The 22,472-nt window shown below is 52.7% G+C and carries 16 protein-coding genes; 15 read left to right on the top strand and 1 reads right to left on the bottom strand.

Annotated features, from left to right (window positions below):
- Positions 1-72: 72 nt before the first annotated feature.
- The 9 genes from rpsA (at position 73) to OGX83_RS09440 (ending at position 10,730) form a co-directional block, all read left to right on the top strand.
- Positions 73-1,746 (top strand): 30S ribosomal protein S1, encoded by a 1,674-nt coding sequence (gene rpsA / locus OGX83_RS09480; RefSeq protein ID WP_003035776.1) that lies wholly within the window; start codon positions 73-75, stop codon positions 1,744-1,746.
- Positions 1,747-1,905: 159 nt separating this feature from the next.
- Positions 1,906-2,190, top strand: coding sequence for an integration host factor subunit beta (ihfB, locus tag OGX83_RS09475; protein WP_003035780.1), 285 nt, complete (start codon positions 1,906-1,908; stop codon positions 2,188-2,190).
- 206 nt (positions 2,191-2,396) lie between these two features.
- Positions 2,397-4,661, top strand: coding sequence for a ComEC family protein (locus OGX83_RS09470; RefSeq protein ID WP_286587875.1), 2,265 nt, complete (start codon positions 2,397-2,399; stop codon positions 4,659-4,661).
- A gap of 36 nt (positions 4,662-4,697) precedes the next feature.
- The gene (gene msbA, locus OGX83_RS09465; RefSeq protein WP_048214571.1) at positions 4,698-6,446 is read left to right on the top strand and encodes a lipid A ABC transporter ATP-binding protein/permease MsbA; all 1,749 of its coding nucleotides are present in this window, start codon (positions 4,698-4,700) and stop codon (positions 6,444-6,446) included.
- The gene (gene lpxK / locus OGX83_RS09460) at positions 6,443-7,420 is read left to right on the top strand and encodes a tetraacyldisaccharide 4'-kinase (protein ID WP_286587873.1); all 978 of its coding nucleotides are present in this window, start codon (positions 6,443-6,445) and stop codon (positions 7,418-7,420) included. The genes msbA and lpxK overlap by 4 nt, the downstream gene beginning before the upstream one ends.
- Positions 7,421-7,461: 41 nt before the next feature.
- Entirely contained in the window at positions 7,462-8,694 is a 1,233-nt protein-coding gene (locus OGX83_RS09455; protein WP_286587871.1) for a winged helix-turn-helix domain-containing protein, read from the top strand.
- A gap of 51 nt (positions 8,695-8,745) precedes the next feature.
- Positions 8,746-8,928: a protein YcaR gene (gene ycaR, locus OGX83_RS09450; protein WP_003035793.1), complete on the top strand. Its 183-nt coding sequence runs from the start codon at positions 8,746-8,748 to the stop codon at positions 8,926-8,928.
- Positions 8,925-9,671 (top strand): 3-deoxy-manno-octulosonate cytidylyltransferase, encoded by a 747-nt coding sequence (kdsB, locus tag OGX83_RS09445; protein ID WP_003831932.1) that lies wholly within the window; start codon positions 8,925-8,927, stop codon positions 9,669-9,671. Before ycaR ends, kdsB begins: the two co-directional genes overlap by 4 nt.
- A gap of 165 nt (positions 9,672-9,836) precedes the next feature.
- Positions 9,837-10,730, top strand: a complete 894-nt coding sequence (locus tag OGX83_RS09440) for a YcbJ family phosphotransferase (protein WP_153753422.1) — start codon at positions 9,837-9,839, stop codon at positions 10,728-10,730.
- Between the two features lie 93 nt (positions 10,731-10,823).
- Here OGX83_RS09440 and elyC read toward each other — a convergent pair whose 3' ends face one another.
- Positions 10,824-11,588 (bottom strand): envelope biogenesis factor ElyC, encoded by a 765-nt coding sequence (gene elyC / locus OGX83_RS09435; RefSeq protein WP_286587869.1) that lies wholly within the window; start codon positions 11,586-11,588, stop codon positions 10,824-10,826.
- Positions 11,589-11,723: 135 nt separating this feature from the next.
- Here elyC and cmoM point away from each other — a divergent pair, with 135 nt between their 5' ends.
- The 6 genes from cmoM (at position 11,724) to mepK (ending at position 22,444) form a co-directional block, all read left to right on the top strand.
- Positions 11,724-12,527 (top strand): tRNA uridine 5-oxyacetic acid(34) methyltransferase CmoM, encoded by an 804-nt coding sequence (cmoM, locus tag OGX83_RS09430; RefSeq protein ID WP_003035803.1) that lies wholly within the window; start codon positions 11,724-11,726, stop codon positions 12,525-12,527.
- Positions 12,520-13,842 carry a chromosome partition protein MukF gene (gene mukF, locus OGX83_RS09425; protein ID WP_003831939.1) on the top strand — a complete coding sequence of 441 codons (1,323 nt, stop codon included), beginning with the start codon at positions 12,520-12,522 and terminating at the stop codon, positions 13,840-13,842. The genes cmoM and mukF overlap by 8 nt, the downstream gene beginning before the upstream one ends.
- On the top strand, positions 13,823-14,527 hold the full coding sequence (mukE, locus tag OGX83_RS09420) for a chromosome partition protein MukE (RefSeq protein WP_003035809.1): 705 nt from the start codon (positions 13,823-13,825) through the stop codon (positions 14,525-14,527). Before mukF ends, mukE begins: the two co-directional genes overlap by 20 nt.
- Positions 14,527-18,987, top strand: coding sequence for a chromosome partition protein MukB (gene mukB, locus OGX83_RS09415; protein ID WP_286587867.1), 4,461 nt, complete (start codon positions 14,527-14,529; stop codon positions 18,985-18,987). Before mukE ends, mukB begins: the two co-directional genes overlap by 1 nt.
- Before the next feature lie 979 nt (positions 18,988-19,966).
- On the top strand, positions 19,967-21,718 hold the full coding sequence (gene ldtD, locus OGX83_RS09410) for a L,D-transpeptidase (protein WP_032941806.1): 1,752 nt from the start codon (positions 19,967-19,969) through the stop codon (positions 21,716-21,718).
- A 177-nt stretch (positions 21,719-21,895) separates the two neighbouring features.
- The gene (mepK, locus tag OGX83_RS09405) at positions 21,896-22,444 is read left to right on the top strand and encodes a peptidoglycan L,D-endopeptidase MepK (protein WP_003831948.1); all 549 of its coding nucleotides are present in this window, start codon (positions 21,896-21,898) and stop codon (positions 22,442-22,444) included.
- Positions 22,445-22,472: the final 28 nt, after the last annotated feature.

The raw sequence follows: 22,472 nt of genomic DNA, 5'->3' as shown, positions 1-22,472 counted from the left end.
AGCGGGTATGTTAAACAACCCCATCCGGCATGGAGCCAGGTGGACGTTAAATATGAAACCTGAAGATTAAACATGACTGAATCTTTTGCTCAACTGTTTGAAGAATCCTTAAAAGAAATCGAAACCCGTCCGGGTTCCATCGTTCGTGGTGTTGTTGTTGCTATCGACAAAGACGTAGTACTGGTTGACGCTGGTCTGAAATCTGAGTCCGCCATTCCGGCAGAGCAGTTCAAAAACGCCCAGGGCGAGCTGGAAATCCAGGTTGGTGACGAAGTTGACGTTGCTCTGGATGCAGTAGAAGACGGCTTCGGTGAAACCCTGCTGTCCCGTGAAAAAGCTAAACGTCACGAAGCTTGGATCACGCTGGAAAAAGCTTACGAAGAAGCTGCAACCGTTACTGGTGTTATCAATGGCAAAGTCAAGGGTGGCTTCACTGTTGAGCTGAATGGTATTCGCGCGTTCCTGCCGGGTTCCCTGGTAGACGTTCGTCCGGTCCGCGACACGCTGCACCTGGAAGGCAAAGAGCTTGAATTCAAAGTAATCAAGCTGGATCAGAAGCGTAACAACGTTGTTGTTTCCCGTCGTGCCGTTATCGAATCCGAAAACAGCGCAGAACGCGATCAGCTGCTGGAAAACCTGCAGGAAGGCATGGAAGTTAAAGGTATCGTTAAGAACCTCACTGACTACGGTGCATTCGTTGATCTGGGTGGCGTTGACGGCCTGCTGCACATCACCGACATGGCATGGAAACGCGTTAAGCATCCGAGCGAAATCGTAAACGTTGGCGACGAAATCACTGTTAAAGTGCTGAAGTTCGACCGCGAGCGTACTCGTGTATCTCTGGGCCTGAAACAGCTGGGCGAAGATCCATGGGTAGCTATCGCTAAGCGTTATCCGGAAGGTACCAAACTGACTGGTCGCGTGACCAACCTGACCGACTACGGCTGCTTCGTTGAAATCGAAGAAGGCGTTGAAGGCCTGGTTCACGTTTCCGAAATGGATTGGACCAACAAAAACATCCACCCGTCCAAAGTTGTTAACGTTGGCGATGTAGTGGAAGTTATGGTTCTGGATATCGACGAAGAACGTCGTCGTATCTCCCTGGGTCTGAAGCAGTGCAAAAACAACCCATGGCAGCAGTTCGCGGAAACCCACAACAAGGGTGACCGTGTTGAAGGTAAAATCAAGTCTATCACTGACTTCGGTATCTTCATCGGCCTGGACGGCGGCATCGACGGCCTGGTTCACCTGTCTGACATCTCCTGGAACGTTGCAGGCGAAGAAGCAGTTCGTGAATACAAAAAAGGCGACGAAATCGCAGCAGTTGTTCTGCAGGTTGACGCAGAGCGCGAGCGTATCTCTCTGGGCGTTAAACAGCTCGCAGAAGATCCGTTCAACAACTGGGTTGCACTGAACAAGAAAGGCGCAATCGTAAACGGTAAAGTCACTGCAGTTGACGCTAAAGGCGCAACCGTAGAACTGGCTGACGGCGTTGAAGGTTACCTGCGCGCTTCTGAAGCTTCACGTGACCGCGTTGAAGATGCAACTCTGGTTCTGAGCGTAGGCGACGACGTTGAAGCTAAATTCACCGGCGTTGATCGTAAGAACCGTGCAATCAGTCTGTCTGTTCGTGCTAAAGACGAAGCTGATGAGAAAGATGCAATCGCAACTGTTAACAAACAGGAAGATGCTAACTTCTCTAACAACGCAATGGCTGAAGCTTTCAAAGCAGCTAAAGGCGAGTAATATCGAGTGCTCTAAATCCTTTGTGCTGTTAACGGCACAAAGGGTGACGAGTAGCTTGACAGATTACAGGATTCGTCCTGTAATCAATGACAAAGGGCGGCTACGGCCGCCCTTAATCAATGCAGCAGCTAATTATGCCTTTAAGGAACCGGAGGAATCATGACCAAGTCAGAATTGATTGAAAGACTTGCAACCCAGCAACCTCATATTCCCGCGAAAGCGGTTGAAGATGCAGTTAAAGAGATGCTGGAACATATGGCCTCGACTCTTGCGCAGGGCGAGCGTATTGAAATCCGCGGTTTCGGCAGCTTCTCTTTGCATTACCGCGCACCACGCACCGGACGTAATCCGAAGACCGGCGATAAAGTGGATCTGGAAGGGAAATACGTTCCGCACTTTAAACCAGGTAAAGAACTGCGCGATCGCGCCAATATTTACGGTTAAGTTTTTAGCGAGACTTAACGCCGAGAAAAGCACCCAAATGGGTGCTTTTTTCATTTCTGTCCACCTATCCTGGAATCCTCATCCCAGTTAATTTGTACGTTACAACCATCACTAAATGTCTGCGGAACTCAGGTCGTATAACGATAAATTGATGCCAGACAACCGTCGAAGAGTACTGCACACTCCCTGTAACAGGGAGGTGATTGATGAAAATAACAACGGTGAGTATCTGCGCATTACTCGGCATTCTCCCACTCATGCTATTACCTATGCTGCCAGGCATGTTGTGTATCGGCATTGTATTTTGTCTGGCATGTCTGCTCTGTTTTCTCCCCTACAAATATATGCGTTCCGCCGGACTAACCCTGCTGTTTTTTCTTTGGGGAATCCTGGCCGCGAAAGAGGCTCTGTGGGCCGGTAATACGCTGCCTGCGAAAACCCAGCAAGCCATTGTGCGGATAACCGGAACTGACAATATGACAACGCACTACGGCCAGATCACTCACCTTCAGGGGAAACGAATCTTTCCTGCGCAAGGAATCGTCTTGTACGGGCAGTATTTACCCGGTGATGTTTGTGCGGGTCAGACATGGGCGATGACGTTGAAAGTCCGAGCTGTACACGGTCAATTAAACGAAGGCGGATTTGATAGCCAGCGTCACGCATTGGCGCAGCATCAACTGCTGACGGGACGATTCTTGCAGGCTTCGGTAATCACACCACAATGCAGTTTGCGTTCGCGGTATCTCGCCTCGCTGAAAACGGCACTCACCGACTTTCCCTGGCAGCAGGTCATACTGGGTCTGGGAATGGGGGAGCGCTTGTCTGTGTCACAAGAGGTGAAAACGATTATGCGTGATACCGGCACGGCTCATTTGATGGCTATCTCCGGGCTGCATATTGCGTTTGCAGCATTACTGGCCGCAGGATTGATACGTGCTGGACAATTTTTTATGCCAACAAGGTGGATTTGCTGGCAGATGCCATTAGTGGGTGGGATTGTCTGCGCCACATTTTATGCCTGGCTGACGGGGCTGCAACCCCCGGCATTACGAACGGTTGTTGCGCTGCTAGTCTGGGGGGCGCTGAGACTTAGCGGCAGGCAGTGGAGTGGATGGTCGGTCTGGATCTGCTGTCTGGCAGCCATCGTGGTGGTGGATCCTGTTGCTGTTCTTTCGCAAAGCCTATGGTTGTCTGCATCCGCCGTTGCGGCACTGCTGTTCTGGTACCAATGGGTACCGCTCCCGGACTGGTCGCTGTCGCGTGCTGGACGTCAATTTCTGGCGCTGGCGCATCTGCAAATGGGTATTACGCTTCTGCTTCTTCCCGTACAAATCGCAATGTTTCACGGTTTTAGTCTGACCTCGTTTCTGGCTAATTTGTTTGCCGTCCCTTTGGTCACGTTTGTTTCCGTACCCTTGATATTAGCAGGCATGATCGTGCATTTAGCCGGGACGGTGATGGTTGAATCAAGCCTGTGGTATCTAGTGGATCGTTCTCTGGCGCTGCTATTTTGGGGGCTCAGAAGTCTGCCTCAAGGGTGGATCAATATTGATGCACGCTGGCAATGGCTGGCATTTTTACCCGGAATGATGATTATCGCATGGCGACTAAATATCTTGCGTACGCTACCGGTGGTCTGTTTCTCTGTGCTCCTTTTGCTGAGTGGGCCGCTTTGGCGTGCACCGCGTACTGATGTGTGGCAAGTGCATATGCTGGATGTCGGGCAGGGGCTGGCGATGGTAATCGCGCGAAATGGGAAAGCGCTGCTTTACGATACCGGTCTGGCATGGCCTGAAGGCGATAGCGCACAACAGCTGATTATTCCCTGGTTGCGTTGGCATAATCTGGAGCCAGAAGGAATTATTTTAAGCCATGAGCACATGGATCACCGCGGCGGGTTGCACTCCTTACAACAAGCCTGGCCGTCGCTATGGGTAAGAAGTCCGCTGAGCTGGAAAGGTCATCTCCCGTGTTTTCGCGGAGAGCATTGGCAATGGCAAGGGTTAACCTTCAGTGCGTACTGGCCTGTGCGTGGAAATACAGACCAGGGGAATAACCACTCCTGCGTGGTTAAGGTCGATGACGGATATCAGAGTATTCTGCTGACCGGTGATATCGAATCTCCTGCTGAACAAAAAATGCTAAGTCACTATTGGCAGCACCTACAGTCGACGGTGATGCAGGTTCCACATCATGGCAGCAATACTTCATCATCACTGGCACTCATTCAGCGGGTTGACGGGCAGGTCGCACTCGCCTCTGCATCCCGTTACAACGCTTGGCGTCTGCCGTCCTGGAAAGTTAAGCAACGTTATCGGCAACAAAATTATCAATGGCTGGATACCCCCCATCAGGGACAGATTACGCTGGATTTTTATCAAAAAAACTGGCGCATACGCAGCATGCGGGATCAGATTTTACCTCGTTGGTATCATCAGTGGTTTGGCGTGTCGGAGGATAACGGGTAGAATATGCGGCTATTCTAACAAATGCTGGTTTTTTGAATGCATAACGATAAAGATCTCTCTACGTGGCAGACGTTTCGCCGACTATGGCCAACCATAGCGCCTTTTAAATCGGGTCTGATCGTGGCGGGTATAGCGTTAGTCCTTAACGCGGCCAGCGATACCTTCATGTTATCGCTCCTTAAACCATTACTGGATGATGGTTTTGGTAAAACGGATCGCTCGGTGCTGCTGTGGATGCCGCTGGTGGTCATTGGGCTGATGATAGTTCGTGGCTTAACCAGCTATGTCTCCAGCTACTGTATCTCATGGGTGTCAGGCAAAGTGGTCATGACCATGCGCCGCCGCCTGTTTGGCCATATGATGGGCATGCCCGTCTCCTTTTTTGATAAACAGTCTACAGGGACATTGTTATCGCGTATTACCTATGATTCAGAACAGGTTGCGTCATCGTCTTCCGGCGCGCTGATCACCGTGGTGCGTGAAGGGGCCTCAATTATTGGCCTGTTTATCATGATGTTCTATTACAGCTGGCAGCTGTCACTGATCCTGATTGTACTGGCGCCAATTGTGTCAGTGGCAATCCGTGTGGTTTCCAAGCGCTTTCGTAGCATCAGTAAAAACATGCAAAACACCATGGGTCAGGTTACGACCAGTGCGGAGCAGATGCTGAAAGGCCACAAAGAAGTTCTGATTTTTGGTGGTCAGGAAGTCGAAACCAAGCGCTTTGATAAGGTCAGCAACAAGATGCGTTTGCAGGGTATGAAGATGGTTTCCGCTTCTTCTATCTCCGACCCTATCATCCAACTGATTGCGTCTTTGGCACTGGCCTTCGTGTTATATGCGGCTAGCTTCCCAAGCGTAATGGAAAATCTGACAGCAGGGACAATTACGGTTGTCTTCTCCTCAATGATCGCATTAATGCGTCCGTTGAAATCGCTGACCAACGTCAACGCGCAGTTCCAGCGCGGTATGGCGGCATGCCAGACTTTATTTACGATTCTGGATAGCGAACAGGAGAAAGATGAAGGTAAACGTGTGATCGAGCGCGCTACCGGCGATCTCGAGTTCCGCAACGTGACGTTCACTTATCCGGGACGTGAAGTACCGGCTCTGCGTAACATCAACCTGAATATTCCCGCGGGTAAAACCGTTGCTCTGGTTGGCCGTTCGGGCTCAGGGAAATCCACCATCGCCAGCCTGATTACGCGCTTCTACGATATTGATGAAGGGCAGATTCTGATGGACGGACACGATCTGCGCGAATATACCCTGGCATCACTGCGCGATCAGGTTGCGTTGGTTTCGCAGAATGTGCACTTGTTTAACGATACGGTTGCCAACAACATCGCCTATGCGCGTACCGATATGTACAGCCGTGAGCAGATCGAAAAAGCGGCACAGATGGCCTACGCTATGGATTTCATCAACAAGATGGATAATGGCCTGGATACGGTGATTGGTGAAAACGGCGTCCTGCTTTCCGGCGGACAACGTCAGCGTATCGCTATCGCCCGTGCCTTGTTGCGTGACAGCCCAATTCTGATCCTTGATGAAGCAACATCGGCTCTTGATACTGAATCTGAACGCGCGATTCAGTCTGCGCTGGATGAGCTACAGAAAAACCGTACTTCTCTGGTCATTGCTCACCGTCTTTCAACCATTGAACAAGCCGACGAAATCATCGTGGTGGAGGATGGTCTGATTGTCGAACGCGGAACCCATAGCGAGCTGATTGAGCAGCGCGGAGTGTATGCGCAATTACACAAAATGCAATTTGGTCAATGATCGCACGTATCTGGTCTGGTGAATCGCCGCTGTGGCGATTGTTACTTCCACTCTCCTGGCTGTATGGCCTGGTGAGTGGTGCGATCCGCTTATGCTACAAGTTGGGGCTTAAACGCTCATGGCGCGCGCCAGTCCCGGTAGTGGTGGTCGGAAACCTTACCGCGGGCGGAAACGGTAAAACGCCGGTGGTGATTTGGTTGGTTGAACAACTGCGACAACGCGGGATTCGCGTGGGTGTGGTATCGCGTGGTTATGGCGGGAAAGCGACTGCTTACCCGCTGTTGCTAACAGCTGATACTACTACCGCAGAGGCGGGCGATGAACCTGTGCTGATCGCCCAACGTACCGGCGTGCCGGTAGCGGTATCCCCGGTAAGATCGGATGCGGTAAAAGCCATTTTGGCCCAACACGACGTGCAGATTATTGTGACGGACGATGGACTACAGCACTATCGTCTGGCGCGAGATGTTGAAATCGTAGTCATTGACGGCGAACGTCGGTTTGGCAACGGCTGGTGGCTTCCCGCTGGTCCAATGCGGGAACGCGCAGGCCGCCTTAAATCGGTGGATGCGACTATTGTTAACGGTGGCGTTGCGCAACCAGGGGAAATCCCTATGCGACTTGAACCGGGACTGGCCGTTAATTTACGTACAGGTGAACGCCGTGATGTGGCGCAATTGTCCAATATTGTTGCCATGGCGGGCATTGGTCATCCACCGCGTTTTTTTGCCACGCTGAAAGCATGTGGTGCTAGCGTGCAAAAAAGCATTGCGCTGGCAGACCATCAGTCTCTGACCTACAGTGACGTCAGTGCGTTTGTAGACGCCGGGCAAACGCTGGTCATGACGGAAAAAGATGCGGTTAAGTGCCGGGAATTTGCCGATGAAAACTGGTGGTATTTACCTGTTGATGCACATTTGTCAGGCGATCGGCCTGATGTATTGCTGAATAGCTTAATCTCGCTGACTCGCTAACTGATTCACGCTGCGGCAGCGAATCATTTATGAGGCCATAAATGTCGTTGCCGCGCCTTTCTCTGACGGATGCCCGTCATCTTCACCTTGCTGCTCAAGGTCTGCTGAAAAAAACACGCCGCCGGGCAACCCCGGCAGATATTCTCGCGACCATTTCGCGCATGTCGTTACTGCAAATCGACACCATCAATATTGTGGCGCGCAGTCCTTACCTGGTGCTGTTTAGTCGTTTAGGCGATTATTCCCCCCAATGGCTGGACGACTCGTTACAGCAGGGCGAACTGATGGAATACTGGGCGCACGAGGCCTGTTTTTTGCCGCGCAGCGATTTTATGCTGATACGTCACCGCATGCTGGCCCCGGAGAATATGGGCTGGAAATATAAAGCGGCGTGGATGAAAGAACATGCGCATGATATTGAGCAACTGCTCCAGCACATCCAGCATAACGGACCGGTTCGCTCAGCTGATTTTGAGCATCCACGCAAAGGGACCAGCGGCTGGTGGGAATGGAAACCGCAGAAGCGTCATCTTGAAGGGTTGTTCACTGCCGGGAAAGTGATGGTCGTGGAACGGCGTAATTTCCAGCGAGTGTATGATTTAACCCATCGCGTCATGCCGCACTGGGACGATGAACGCGACCCACTTTCGCAGGAAGATGCGGAAAGTGTCATGCTGGATAACAGCGCCCGCAGTCTGGGGATTTTCCGCGAACAATGGCTGGCAGACTACTACCGCCTGAAGCGCCCGGCGCTAAAAAACTGGTGCAACGAACGGGCGGAACAGCGGCAGATTATTCCTGTCGACGTTGAGGGGCTAGGAGCCTTGTGGCTGCATAGCCACCTTCAGCCGCTGCTTGAACAGGCGCTGGCGGGCAAATTAACGGCGACTCACAGTGCAGTATTATCACCTTTTGATCCGGTGGTCTGGGATCGTAAACGGGCAGAGCAGCTATTCGATTTTAGCTACCGGCTGGAGTGTTATACGCCAGCACCGAAACGTCAATATGGTTATTTTGTCTTGCCGTTGCTGCATCGTGGACAGTTGGTTGGGCGGATGGATGCCAAAATGCACCGCAAAACAGGTGTGCTGGACGTTATTTCGCTGTGGTTACAGGATGGGGTTAAGCCTGGAGTGACGTTGCAAAAAGGATTGTTTCAGGCGATTGACGATTTTGCCCGCTGGCAACAGGCAACACGCGTGACGCTGGGACGTTATCCTGAAGGTTTATTTGCTGATGCACGCCATGGTTGGGAAATAGACCCAGCCCTTTAAGCGATTATGTTAATATTTACGGATTCACAATCCGGTCCATCTGGAGGAACTATGGATCATCGTCTGCTTGAAATCATTGCCTGCCCGGTATGCAATGGCAAACTCTGGTTTAACCAGGAAAAACAGGAACTGATTTGTAAACTGGATAACCTTGCTTTCCCACTGCGTGATGGCATTCCCGTGTTACTGGAAACCGAAGCCCGCGTTCTGACTGCTGATGAGAGTAAATCATGAGTTTTGTGGTCATTATTCCTGCGCGCTATGCGTCCACACGTCTGCCTGGTAAGCCGTTGCTGGATATCAACGGTAAACCGATGATCGTGCATGTACTGGAGCGTGCGCGTGAATCTGGCGCTGAACGTATCATCGTTGCTACCGATCACGAGGATGTCGCTCGCGCGGTAGAAGCGGTGGGTGGCGAAGTGTGCATGACTCGCGCCGATCACCAGTCTGGTACGGAGCGCCTGGCGGAAGTCGTCGAGAAATGTGGTTTTAGCGATGATACCGTTATTGTGAACGTACAGGGTGATGAGCCGATGATTCCTGCGGTCATTATTCGCCAGGTGGCTGAGAATCTGGCGCAACGTCAGGTCGGTATGGCGACTCTTGCGGCTCCGATTCACAGTGCGGAAGAGGCATTTAATCCGAATGCGGTAAAAGTCGTGTTGGACGCTGAAGGATATGCTCTCTATTTTTCACGCGCGACCATCCCATGGGATCGCGATCGTTTCGCCAAAAGTCTGGAAACGGTGGGGGACACCTTCCTGCGCCATCTGGGCATTTACGGCTATCGCGCCGGTTTTATTCGCCGCTATGTTAACTGGCAGCCTAGCCCGCTTGAGCATATCGAAATGCTGGAGCAGCTGCGAGTGCTGTGGTACGGCGAAAAAATTCACGTTGCCGTCGCAAAAGAAGTCCCGGGTACCGGCGTAGACACTGCCGAAGATCTTGAGCGCGTTCGCGCCGAAATGCATTAGTTTTTCTCACGGCACTCCCCCCATATTGAGGCGTATTTTTGGGAGGAGTGTCGTATCGTTGCGCTTTCCCTCCACTTTTCTTTTCATCAATTGATCTCATCCGGGTGACATCTGTCTGCACGACGCTCATTATGAAAGCAGTAGCATTTATGAGGGCAATCTGAAATGGAACAGTTGCGTGCCGAACTCAGCCACCTGCTGGGCGAAAAACTCAGTCGCATAGAATGCGTGAATGAAAAAGTGGATACGGCCCTGTGGTCACTGTACGACAGCCAGGGAAATCCGATGCCGCTGATGGCGAGAAGTTTCACCACGCCAGGTATGGCGCAGCAGCTGGCATGGAAAACCTCCATGTTGGCGCGCAGTGGTACGGTGCGAATGCCCGTCATTTATGGGGTCTTAACCCACGAGGAGCATCCCGGTCCCGATGTGCTACTGCTTGAGCGTTTACGTGGCGTGCCGGTGGAAGCGCCAGCCCGAACGCCCGAACGCTGGGAACATTTAAAAGATCAGATCGTAGAAGGTCTGCTGTCATGGCATCGGCAGGATAGCCGTGGCTGTGTGGGAATGGTGGATAACACGCAAGAGAATATCTGGCCATCCTGGTATCGTCAGCGTGTTGAAGTGTTGTGGACCACGTTAAATCAGTTCAACAATACCGGGCTGACGATGCAGGATAAGCGGATCCTGTTTCGTACCCGTGAGTGTTTGCCCACTTTATTTGAAGGATTCAATGATAACTGCGTGCTGATCCACGGTAATTTTAGTTTACGTAGCATGCTCAAAGACGCCCGTAGCGATCAGCTTCTGGCCATGGTCGGACCGGGATTGATGCTGTGGGCACCCAGAGAGTATGAATTGTTCCGTTTAATGGATAATGCGCTGGCGGAAAGTCTGCTTTGGCAATACCTGCAACGCGCGCCCGTGGCGGAGTCCTTCATCTGGCGGCGCTGGCTGTATGTGTTATGGGATGAGGTGGCGCAACTGGTCAACACCGGACGTTTTAATCGATCTAACTTTGACCTGGCCACGAAATCACTGCTGCCGTGGCTCGCCTGATGAACATGTGAACGCCTTATCCGGCCTACAATTCTGCGCTGAACACGTAGGCCTGATAAGACGCGTTAGTGTCGCTATCAGGCAACATTCCTGTCAATGCTCCGATCCTTTTAGCCACTGCCAGATACGCCCCAACGTTTCGTAACCAACACGATCGCTATGCATCAACCAGACTGGTGAGGGGATCGCGCGCTCCCACGGATTAAGCGGTGAATCAATCGCTAACTGGTTGGCTGGCGCGGGCAACGGATGTAGTCCGGCCTGTTGGAAGAAAATCATTGCTCGTGGTAAGTGCGATGCGGAGGTCACCAGCAGGAACGGCGCGCTGCCGATGGCCTGCTTAACCGCTGCGGCTTCTTCTTCGGTGTCTTTAGGTTTATCCAGCGTGATGATATCACCGGGCGGCACACCCAGTGACTTCGCTACGCGGGCGCCCGCTTCTGCAGTACTGATGTTATTGCTCTTTGCCGCAGCACCGGTAAAGATAAGCTTCGATCCCGGGTTAGCACGCCAGAGGCGAATACCTTCATTCAGACGCGGAAGACTGTTGCTTATCAGGTTTGAACTCGGCGCCCACTGTGGATTCCAGGTATACCCACCGCCCAGCACCACAATGTATTCCACTTTTTGTGTATCCTGCCAGGTTGGATAGCTGTCCTCAATCGGTTTCAGCAGACTGTCGGCGACGGGCTGCAAGCTTAGAAGTAACAGTGCCAGCCAACTCAGGCTAATGCACACTTTCCCTGTTTTTTGAAAGCGGCTAAACCAGAGCAGCGCCAGGCCTATGCCCATGATAATGAGCATTAGCGGAAGTGGCAGCATCATACCGCCAATCACTTTCTTCAGCGTAAAAAGCATCCTTTTTGGTTCCTTTTTTAACCATACAGCAGGGGATCAGCAGGGATATTACACCAGGAAGGTTCATTCTCGCCGTGGGTGTGACAAAATAGCGGTTTTACTTAGTCACCCTAAAGCCAGCATGTGGAGAGCCCGATGCGGGATCGCAATTTTGATGACATTGCAGAGAAGTTTTCCCGTAACATTTACGGCACCACCAAAGGTCAGCTTCGTCAGACGATCCTCTGGCAGGATCTGGACAAACTTCTTGCCGACTACGCGGGCCAAACGTTGCGTGTGCTTGATGCGGGGGGCGGAGAAGGGCAGACAGCCATTCTGATGGCGCAGCGGGGCCATCACGTCACCTTGTGCGATCTTTCTGCTGAGATGGTGGCGCGAGCGCAACGGGCGGCAGAAGAGCAAGGTGTGAGCGACAACATGCATTTTATACATTGTGCCGCTCAGGACATTCCACAGCATTTGGATTCTCAGGTTGATCTGATATTGTTTCATGCTGTGCTGGAATGGGTGGCCGATCCGCAAGCCGTCTTAAAAACATTGTGGTCGATGTTACGCCCGGGCGGTGCTTTATCGCTGATGTTCTACAATGCAAACGGTCTGTTGATGCGTAATGTGTTGGTCGGTAATTTCGGCTATGTACAGCAGGGAATGTATAAAAAGAAACGGCGCACGTTGTCTCCCGATTTTCCGCGCGACCCTCAGCAGGTCTATGGCTGGCTGGAGGAGATTGGCTGGGAGATAACCGGTAAAACGGGCGTGAGGGTGTTTCATGATTATCTGCGTGATAAACAAAAACAGCATGACTGTTTTGATGCTTTAACAGAAATAGAAACACGTTATTGCCGCCAGGAACCGTATATCAGCCTTGGGCGCTATATTCATGTCACCGCGATTAAACGTCCGGCCCGAGCCGCAGATGCAAGGATAACCTATGAGTGAATTTTCCCAGACAGTCCCCGAACTGGTTGCCTGGGCCAGAAAAAATGACTTCTCCATCTCTCTGCCGGTAGACAGACTTTCGTTCCTGCTGGCTGTTGCCACACTAAACGGTGAGCGACTTGACGGTGAGATGAGTGAAGGTGAACTGGTGGATGCGTTCCGCCATGTGAGTGATGCGTTTGAGCAAACCAGCGAAACCATCGGCGTCCGCGCCAACAACGCGATCAACGATATGGTGCGTCAACGTCTGCTGAACCGCTTTACCAGCGAGCAGGCTGAAGGCAATGCCATTTACCGTTTAACGCCGCTCGGGATTGGCATCACAGATTACTATATTCGTCAGCGCGAATTCTCTACGCTGCGTCTTTCTATGCAGCTGTCAATTGTGGCAGGCGAACTGAAGCGCGCGGCGGATGCGGCAGCGGAAGGTGGTGATGAGTTCCACTGGCATCGCAACGTCTATGCACCATTGAAATACTCAGTGGCGGAGATTTTCGACAGTATCGATCTGACCCAGCGCATCATGGATGAACAGCAGCAGCAGGTAAAAGACGACATCGCACAGTTGCTAAACAAAGACTGGCGGGCGGCGATTTCCAGCTGTGAAATGCTGCTGTCTGAAACATCTGGTACGCTGCGTGAGCTGCAAGATACGCTGGAAGCGGCAGGGGATAAGCTGCAGGCTAACCTGTTACGCATCCAGGACGCCACGATGACGCATGACGATTTGCATTTTGTCGATCGGCTGGTGTTTGATTTACAAAGCAAGCTCGACCGCATTATTAGCTGGGGCCAGCAGTCAATTGACTTGTGGATCGGCTACGATCGTCACGTGCATAAATTTATCCGTACCGCGATCGACATGGATAAAAACCGCGTCTTCGCCCAGCGTCTGCGTCAGTCCGTGCAGACCTACTTTGACGACCCATGGGCGCTGACCTATGCCAACGCCGATCGTCTGCTGGATATGCGTGACGAGGAGATGGTGCTGCGTGACGAAGAGGTCACCGGTGAACTTCCGGAAGACCTGGAATATGAAGAATTTAACGAGATCCGTGAGCAGCTGGCGGCGATCATCGAAGAACAGCTGGCTATCTACAAATCCAGACAAACACCACTGGATCTCGGCTTGGTAGTGCGCGAGTATCTGGCGCAATACCCACGTGCGCGTCATTTCGACGTCGCGCGTATTGTTATCGATCAGGCGGTACGCCTTGGCGTAGCGCAAGCAGACTTCACCGGACTGCCAGCCAAATGGCAGCCGATTAATGATTACGGAGCCAAGGTACAGGCGCATGTCATTGACAAATATTGAACAAGTGATGCCGGTAAAGCTGGCGCAGGCGCTGGCGAATCCGTTATTTCCGGCACTGGATAGTGCCTTACGTTCGGGCCGCCATATCGGTCTGGATGAACTGGATAATCATGCCTTCCTGATGGATTTTCAGGAATATTTTGAAGAGTTTTACAGCCGCTATAACGTGGAATTGATCCGTGCGCCGGAAGGGTTCTTCTACCTTCGTCCGCGTTCAACGACGCTCATTCCGCGTTCGGTCCTGTCTGAACTGGACATGATGGTGGGTAAAATTCTTTGCTATCTCTATCTCAGCCCGGAACGCCTGGCGAACGAAGGGATTTTTACCCAGCAAGAGCTGTACGACGAGCTGCTAACGCTGGCAGATGAAGCGAAGTTACTGAAGCTGGTGAACAACCGTTCAACCGGTTCTGACGTTGACCGCCAGAAGCTACAGGAAAAAGTGCGTTCTTCGCTCAACCGCTTGCGCCGCTTAGGCATGGTGTGGTTTCTGGGCCACGACAGCAGCAAATTCCGTATTACGGAATCTGTCTTCCGCTTTGGTGCGGATGTGCGTAGCGGTGACGATCCGCGTGAAGCACAGCGTCGCTTAATTCGTGATGGTGAAGCGATGGCGGTCGAGAACCGTCTGCAGCTCAACGATGAGCCCGAAGAGAATCAGCCGGACAGTGGAGAAGAAGAATAATGATTGAACGCGGTAAATTTCGCTCACTTACGCTGATTAACTGGAATGGTTTTTTTGCCCGTACGTTTGATCTCGATGAGCTGGTCACCACGCTGTCCGGTGGTAACGGTGCGGGTAAATCCACCACCATGGCGGCATTTGTTACGGCGCTCATTCCGGACTTAACCCTGCTGCATTTCCGTAACACCACCGAAGCCGGTGCAACCAGCGGTTCACGTGATAAAGGCCTGCACGGTAAGCTGAAAGCAGGGGTTTGTTATTCAATGCTCGACGTCCTCAACTCGCGTCATCAGCGCGTGGTCGTGGGGGTGCGTCTGCAACAGGTTGCTGGTCGCGATCGCAAAGTGGATATCAAACCGTTTGCCATTCAGGGGCTGCCGATGTCGGTACAGCCAACCCAACTGGTGACGGAAACGCTGAACGAACGCCAGGCGCGCGTACTGTCTTTACCTGAGCTGAAAGAGAAGCTTGATGAGATGGAAGGCGTGCAGTTTAAGCAGTTCAACTCAATAACCGATTATCACTCATTGATGTTCGATCTGGGCATCATTGCCCGTCGTCTGCGCTCTGCGTCCGATCGTAGTAAATTCTACCGTCTGATTGAAGCCTCGCTGTACGGCGGGATCTCCAGCGCCATTACCCGTTCACTGCGTGACTACCTGCTGCCGGAAAACAGCGGCGTACGTAAAGCGTTCCAGGATATGGAAGCCGCGCTGCGTGAAAACCGTATGACGCTGGAAGCGATTCGCGTAACGCAGTCTGACCGCGACCTGTTTAAGCATTTAATCAGTGAAGCGACCAACTATGTGGCCGCAGATTATATGCGCCACGCCAATGAACGTCGTATCCATCTGGATAAAGCACTGGAATATCGTCGTGAACTGTATACCTCTCGCAAGCAGCTGGCGGCAGAGCAGTACAAACACGTGGATATGGCGCGTGAACTGGGTGAGCACAACGGTGCGGAAGGCGATCTGGAAGCTGATTACCAGGCCGCGAGCGATCACCTGAATCTGGTGCAAACCGCGCTGCGTCAGCAGGAAAAAATTGAACGCTACGAGGCGGATCTCGAAGAATTGCAGGTCCGTCTTGAAGAACAAAACGAGGTGGTCGCGGAAGCCGTTGACCGCCAGGATGAAAACGAAGCCCGCGCAGAAGCCGCTGAGCTGGAAGTGGATGAGCTGAAAAGCCAGCTTGCCGATTACCAGCAAGCGCTGGACGTCCAGCAAACGCGAGCCATCCAGTATACCCAGGCGATCCAGGCCCTAAACCGGGCGAAAGAGCTCTGCCACTTACCGGACCTGACAGCCGACAGCGCCGCCGAATGGCTGGAGACTTTCCAGGCCAAAGAGCAGGAAGCCACTGAAAAGCTGCTGACGCTAGAACAAAAAATGAGCGTGGCGCAAACCGCGCATAGCCAGTTCGAACAGGCTTATCAGTTGGTGGCGGCTATCAACGGCCCGCTGGCGCGCGGTGAAGCCTGGAGCGTGGCGCGTGAACTGCTGCGCGAAGGCGTGGAACAGCGCCACCTGGCGGAACAGGTTCAGCCGTTGCGTATGCGACTGAGCGAACTGGAGCAGCGTCTGCGCGAACAGCAGGATGCCGAGCGTCTACTGGCCGAATTCTGCAAGCGTCAGGGTAAACAGTTCGATATCGATGAGCTGGAAGCGCTGCACCAGGAGCTGGAAGCGCGCATCGCCGCCTTGTCGGACAGCGTCTCGTCTGCCAGCGAACAGCGTATGACACTGCGTCAGGAGCAGGAACAACTACAATCCCGTATTCAGCATTTGATGAAGCGGGCACCTGTCTGGCTGGCTGCGCAAAATAGCCTGAATCAGCTTAGCGAGCAGTGTGGCGAAGAGTTTACCTCCAGCCAGGAAGTGACTGAGTATCTGCAACAATTGCTGGAGCGCGAGCGTGAGGCCATTGTTGAGCGTGATGAAGTCGGTGCACGTAAAAATGCAGTTGATGAAGAGATTGAACGTTTAAGTCAACCGGGCGGGGCTGAAGACCAGCGTCTGAACGCGCTGGCGGAACGCTTTGGCGGCGTACTGCTGTCAGAAATTTATGATGACGTTAGCCTTGAAGATGCACCGTACTTCTCTGCGCTATACGGTCCTTCGCGTCATGCCATTGTGGTACCGGATCTGTCGCTGATTACCGAACAGCTTGAAGGGCTGACGGATTGCCCGGAAGATCTCTATTTCATCGAAGGGGATCCGCAGTCGTTTGATGACAGCGTCTTCAGCGTTGATGAACTGGAAAATGCGGTGGTGGTGAAAACTGCCGAGCGTCAGTGGCGTTATTCTCGCTTCCCGACGGTGCCTATTTTTGGGCGTGCAGCACGTGAAAGCCGTATCGAAACCCTGCATGCCGAGCGTGAAGGGCTGTCTGAACGTTTCGCCACGCTCTCCTTTGACGTCCAGAAAACCCAACGTCTGCATCAGGCGTTCAGTCGCTTTATCGGCAGCCATCTGTCGGTGGCGTTTGAAGCCGATCCAGAAGCGGAAATTCGCCAACTGAATAGCCGTCGCGTTGAACTGGAACGTGCGCTGACCAATCATGAAAATGATAACCAGCAAAGCCGTATGCAGTTTGAACAGGCGAAAGATGGCGTCTCTGCGCTGAACCGCCTGCTGCCGCGCTTGAATCTGCTGGCAGATGATACGCTAGCCGATCGCGTAGACGAAATTCGCGAGCGTCTGGATGAAGCTCAGGAAGCCGCGCGTTTTGTACAGCAACATGGCAATCAGTTGGCGAAACTGGAACCTATCGTTTCGGTTCTGCAAAATGACCCTGAGCAGTTTGAACAGCTGAAGGAAGACTATGCGTATTCCCAGCAGATGCAGCGCGATGCGCGTCAGCAGGCTTTTGCGCTGACCGAAGTCGTACAGCGTCGGGCGCACTTTAGTTATTCCGACTCAGCCGAAATGCTGAGCGGCAATAGCGATCTGAACGAAAAATTGCGTGAACGCCTGGAACAGGCGGAAGCCGAACGTACCCGCGCTCGTGAAGCGCTGCGCAGCCACGCCGCACAGTTAAGCCAGTACAACCAGGTCATGGCATCGCTGAAAAGCTCTTTTGACACCAAAAAAGAGCTGCTGAACGATTTACAACGTGAACTGCAGGATATTGGCGTTCGTGCGGACAGCGGTGCCGAAGAGCGCGCGCGTATCCGTCGTGACGAACTGCATGCACAACTCAGCAACAACCGTGCACGCCGCAACCAACTTGAGAAAGCACTGACCTTCTGCGAAGCGGAGATGGAAAACCTGACCCGCAGACTGCGCAAGCTGGAACGTGATTATCATGAAATGCGCGAGCAGGTAGTCACCGCCAAAGCCGGCTGGTGTGCAGTCATGCGGATGGTGAAAGATAACGGTGTGGAACGTCGTCTGCACCGCCGCGAGTTGGCCTATCTTTCCGGTGACGAACTGCGTTCGATGTCGGATAAGGCGCTCGGTGCGCTACGTCTGGCGGTTGCAGATAACGAGCACCTGCGCGATGTGTTGCGTCTGTCTGAAGATCCAAAACGTCCAGAGCGCAAAATTCAGTTCTTCGTCGCGGTTTACCAGCATCTGCGTGAACGTATTCGCCAGGATATTATTCGTACCGATGATCCGGTTGAAGCCATTGAACAGATGGAGATTGAGCTGAGCCGTCTGACGGAAGAGTTAACCTCACGCGAACAGAAGCTGGCGATCAGCTCACGCAGCGTGGCGAACATTATTCGTAAGACCATTCAGCGTGAACAGAACCGTATTCGCATGCTGAACCAGGGGTTGCAAAGCGTGTCGTTTGGCCAGGTCAACAGCGTTCGCCTGAACGTCAATGTGCGTGAAACACATGCTACCTTGTTGGACGTACTTTCAGAGCAGCATGAACAGCATCAGGATTTGTTTAACAGCAATCGCCTGACCTTCTCAGAAGCGCTGGCGAAGCTGTATCAGCGTCTGAATCCGCAGATAGAAATGGGGCAACGCACGCCACAAACCATTGGTGAAGAGCTGCTGGATTACCGTAACTATCTGGAAATGGAAGTTGAGGTTAACCGTGGCTCTGACGGCTGGCTGCGTGCTGAGTCTGGTGCGTTGTCAACGGGTGAAGCGATCGGGACCGGGATGTCTATTCTGGTGATGGTGGTGCAAAGCTGGGAAGATGAAGGCCGCAGATTGCGCGGGAAAGATATCTCTCCTTGCCGACTGCTGTTCCTTGATGAAGCTGCACGACTCGATGCGCGTTCTATTGCGACCTTGTTTGAGCTGTGTGAGCGTTTGCAGATGCAGCTGATTATCGCTGCGCCGGAAAACATCAGCCCAGAGAAAGGCACCACCTACAAACTGGTGCGTAAAGTCTTCCAGAACACCGAACACGTTCACGTGGTGGGGCTGCGCGGATTTGCGCCTCAGTTACCGGAACCGCTGCCGGGGACTGAAGATGCCTCCTCGCAGGCAAGCTAAGCAAAAAGGCGGCTACATGGCTAATGCTCATCAGTTAAGCATGTATGATGAACATGTGATTCTTGCTCAGGGTTCCGTTCACCTCAGTGGTGTCATTTCTCTGAAGCGCAGATACCTGTGAACGTGCAAGGGAGGCTCACCGCCACCTCCCTTGCAACCCAGGCTCTCGGCGGGAAAATCGTCGCTGCGCGAGTTGTTCGTCTTATGCCGTCTGCCTGTCGGGTCGGGGCCGAGCCTGCATCCATGCAGGCCATCCCCTCTGCCCGCATCCCTGCGGGCAGTCCCGGGCAGACGTCAACGCCTCATCGATTTTCAGCCGGACAGGGTCATCGCTTCAATGCCCTGACTTTCAGTAAAAGCTGTTTTGCTGTTTAAACAAAAACGCAGATGGTCAGGTGTGGGCTGGTCCGGCTGAAAATTGCCGACGTGTTTCCGTAAGGCCGGGAGAGCCAGCATGGATGCTGGCTCAGGGCGCGCTTTGCAGGGACGCTTCCTCGCGCCCGGCCCGGTAGCCAGGAGGAATAAGCGGAGGGTATTGCGTAGCAACAATTTTCCCGCCGGGAGCCGGGATTGTAAAGGGCGTGGCGGAGAACGCCCTTTACACGTTCACGGGAATCCGTGTTTCAGAGAAACAATGAGCATGAGGTGAACGGAACTCTATCTCCGAGATAGCATGTTCTTAACCTCCGCCAGTTTACTGAAACTGAGGCGCTAACTGACTGGCATTACGGCTACATGGCCGCCTTATTTTTTTCCGAAAAGACTTCATGCCTGGTGTAATTTCTTTAGACTTCTTTACATTAGGTTAGGCAAAAAGTTTTTGATGTTTATATACTAAAGGTGAGCCTAACGCGTCACAGGCTTGCTCGTCATACTTCAGTTTGTATTGGCGTTTTACAGGTCCGACCCTCGTCAGAATAAAGGGGAATACAGACGGCCTGGCTATTCAGAGTATGATAAAGAAAACAGGGGGCAAGGGATGTTGCTTAATAAAATGTGTGGTCGTCGGTTGTCGGCAATCAGTTTGTGCCTGGCCGTAACATTCGCTCCACTGTTCAATGCTCAGGCCGATGAGCCTGAAATGATCCCTGGCGATAGCTCTGCGACCGTCAGTGAACAGCCAACAGCGTTATCGCAGCCGCAGGTTCAATCTTCTGCGACGGCTATCATGGCGGGTATTCAACCGCTGCCAGAAGGCGTGTCTGTCGATAAAGCCCGCGCCGAAATACACTCTCAGCTGCCAGCAGGTTATACGCCGGTTTACATGAGCCAGCTGGAACTGCTGTATGCCGCACGCGAAATGAAGCCGATGTGGGAAAATCGTGATGCGGTAAAGGCATTTCAGCAACAGTTAGCCGAGGTCGCAATTGCCGGCTTTCAGCCGCAGTTCACTACCTGGGTTGCACTTCTGACTGACCCGGCAGTAACCGGTCAGGCGAGAGACATCGTGCTCTCTGATGCGATGATGGGGTATCTGCACTTTATCGCTAACATCCCTGTCAAAGGTAATCGCTGGCTTTACAGCGATAAGCCCTATGCGCTAACGACGCCGCCGATTTCCGTCATCAACCAGTGGCAGGTCGCACTGGATAACGGTCAACTGACTTCATTTGTGGCCAGCCTTGCGCCTCAACATCCGCAGTATGCAGCCATGCATGAATCACTGCTCAAGCTGGTGGGCGATACACGTCCCTGGCCGCAGCTCACCAGTACAGCAACGCTGCGTCCGGGGGAGTGGAGTAATGACATCCCCGCGCTGCGTGAAATTTTGCGCCGAACCGGGATGCTGGAGCCTGCCGTCAGTACGTCTGGCAAAGAAGGTCGTGGCACCTACGATCGTGAATTGGTTGATGCGGTAAAGCGTTTTCAGACGTGGCAGGGACTTGGCGCAGATGGCGCGATTGGCCCAGCCACACGTGACTGGCTGAACGTGACGCCTGCTCAGCGTGCGGGCGTGCTGGCGTTAAATATTCAGCGCTTGCGCCTGCTGCCGAGTGAGCTGTCTACCGGTATCATGGTGAACATTCCTGCCTATTCGCTGGTTTATTATCAGAATGGCAATCAGGTGCTGGCCTCGCGCGTTATTGTCGGGCGTCCCGATCGTAAAACGCCGATGATGAGCAGTGCGCTGAATAACGTGGTCGTTAACCCACCGTGGAACGTGCCGCCAACGCTGGCCCGAAAAGATATCCTGCCTAAGGTCTGGAATGATCCGGGGTATCTTGAGCGTCACGGTTATACCGTGATGCGCGGCTGGAACAGCAAAGAAACGATAGATCCGTGGCAGGTAGACTGGGCTACCATCACTGCCTCCAATCTGCCGTTCCGCTTCCAGCAGGCTCCGGGAGCGCGTAACTCGCTCGGACGCTATAAATTCAACATGCCGAGTTCGGACGCTATTTATCTGCACGACACGCCGAACCACAATCTGTTCCAGAAGGATACGCGGGCATTAAGCTCCGGCTGCGTGCGGGTGAATAAGGCCTCTGAGCTGGCGAATATGCTGCTACAGGATGCGGGTTGGAATGATACGCGCATCTCGGATGCCCTGAAGCAAGGGGATACGCGGTATGTGAATATTCGCCAGAATATTCCGGTCAACCTCTACTATCTGACCGCATTTGTCGGCCCTGATGGGCGCACGCAGTATCGTACAGATATTTACAATTACGATCTGACAGCGCGATCCAGCGCACAAATTGTGTCAAAAGCCGAGCAATTAATCAGATAAATGAAGCAGTTCGAGGAAAATGATTGTCGTAAGTTATGCTGGAAACGGGGCAAAATGGCTGTGAGCCCCGTATTTCCTGGGGTTGGGAGCCTTGACGTGGACTACTTAGCCAGATAAGGTTTCCCGCGTGCGCTAGAGCATACATACGATAACATTGACCTTGTAGACCTTAATACCATGGACAAATTTGACGCTAATCGCCGCAAACTGCTGGCGCTTGGTGGTATTGCCCTCGGCGCTGCCATCTTGCCTACGCCTGCGTTTGCAACACTCTCTACCCCACGTCCGCGTATATTGACTCTGAATAACCTGCATACCGGTGAGTCAATAAAAGCAGAGTTTTTTGATGGCAGGGGCTATATTCAGGACGAATTAGCAAAACTTAACCACTTTTTCCGTGATTTTCGGGCCAATAAAGTGAAATCCATTGACCCGGGACTGTTTGATCAACTCTTCCGTCTGCAGGGCCTGCTGGGCACGCGTAAACCCGTACAGCTGATCTCAGGCTATCGCTCTATCGATACCAATAATGAACTCCGTGCACGTAGCCGTGGTGTGGCCAAGAAAAGCTACCACACTAAAGGTCAGGCCATGGATTTCCATATTGAAGGCATCGCATTAAGTAATATTCGCAAAGCTGCGTTATCTATGCGCGCAGGTGGTGTAGGATACTACCCCAGCAGTAACTTTGTGCATATTGACACCGGCCCTGCACGGCACTGGTGATCCATAAGCTTAATGAAACAGGAGCTGT

The organism is Citrobacter sp. Cpo074 (assembly GCF_030332745.1).
Lineage (GTDB): Bacteria > Pseudomonadota > Gammaproteobacteria > Enterobacterales > Enterobacteriaceae > Citrobacter > Citrobacter portucalensis.
This window is presented reverse-complemented; position numbering and strand designations above follow the sequence as displayed.

Coding starts and splice junctions, on each gene's coding strand:
- msbA (WP_048214571.1), top strand. CDS start 4,698: ATGCATAACGATAAAGATCTCTCTACGTGGCAGACGTTTCGCCGACTA.
- mukE (WP_003035809.1), top strand. CDS start 13,823: ATGTCATTGACAAATATTGAACAAGTGATGCCGGTAAAGCTGGCGCAG.
- OGX83_RS09440 (WP_153753422.1), top strand. CDS start 9,837: ATGGAACAGTTGCGTGCCGAACTCAGCCACCTGCTGGGCGAAAAACTC.
- elyC (WP_286587869.1), bottom strand. CDS start 11,588: ATGCTTTTTACGCTGAAGAAAGTGATTGGCGGTATGATGCTGCCACTT.
- OGX83_RS09470 (WP_286587875.1), top strand. CDS start 2,397: ATGAAAATAACAACGGTGAGTATCTGCGCATTACTCGGCATTCTCCCA.
- kdsB (WP_003831932.1), top strand. CDS start 8,925: ATGAGTTTTGTGGTCATTATTCCTGCGCGCTATGCGTCCACACGTCTG.
- ldtD (WP_032941806.1), top strand. CDS start 19,967: ATGTTGCTTAATAAAATGTGTGGTCGTCGGTTGTCGGCAATCAGTTTG.
- rpsA (WP_003035776.1), top strand. CDS start 73: ATGACTGAATCTTTTGCTCAACTGTTTGAAGAATCCTTAAAAGAAATC.
- ihfB (WP_003035780.1), top strand. CDS start 1,906: ATGACCAAGTCAGAATTGATTGAAAGACTTGCAACCCAGCAACCTCAT.
- ycaR (WP_003035793.1), top strand. CDS start 8,746: ATGGATCATCGTCTGCTTGAAATCATTGCCTGCCCGGTATGCAATGGC.
- lpxK (WP_286587873.1), top strand. CDS start 6,443: ATGATCGCACGTATCTGGTCTGGTGAATCGCCGCTGTGGCGATTGTTA.
- mepK (WP_003831948.1), top strand. CDS start 21,896: ATGGACAAATTTGACGCTAATCGCCGCAAACTGCTGGCGCTTGGTGGT.
- cmoM (WP_003035803.1), top strand. CDS start 11,724: ATGCGGGATCGCAATTTTGATGACATTGCAGAGAAGTTTTCCCGTAAC.
- mukF (WP_003831939.1), top strand. CDS start 12,520: ATGAGTGAATTTTCCCAGACAGTCCCCGAACTGGTTGCCTGGGCCAGA.
- OGX83_RS09455 (WP_286587871.1), top strand. CDS start 7,462: ATGTCGTTGCCGCGCCTTTCTCTGACGGATGCCCGTCATCTTCACCTT.
- mukB (WP_286587867.1), top strand. CDS start 14,527: ATGATTGAACGCGGTAAATTTCGCTCACTTACGCTGATTAACTGGAAT.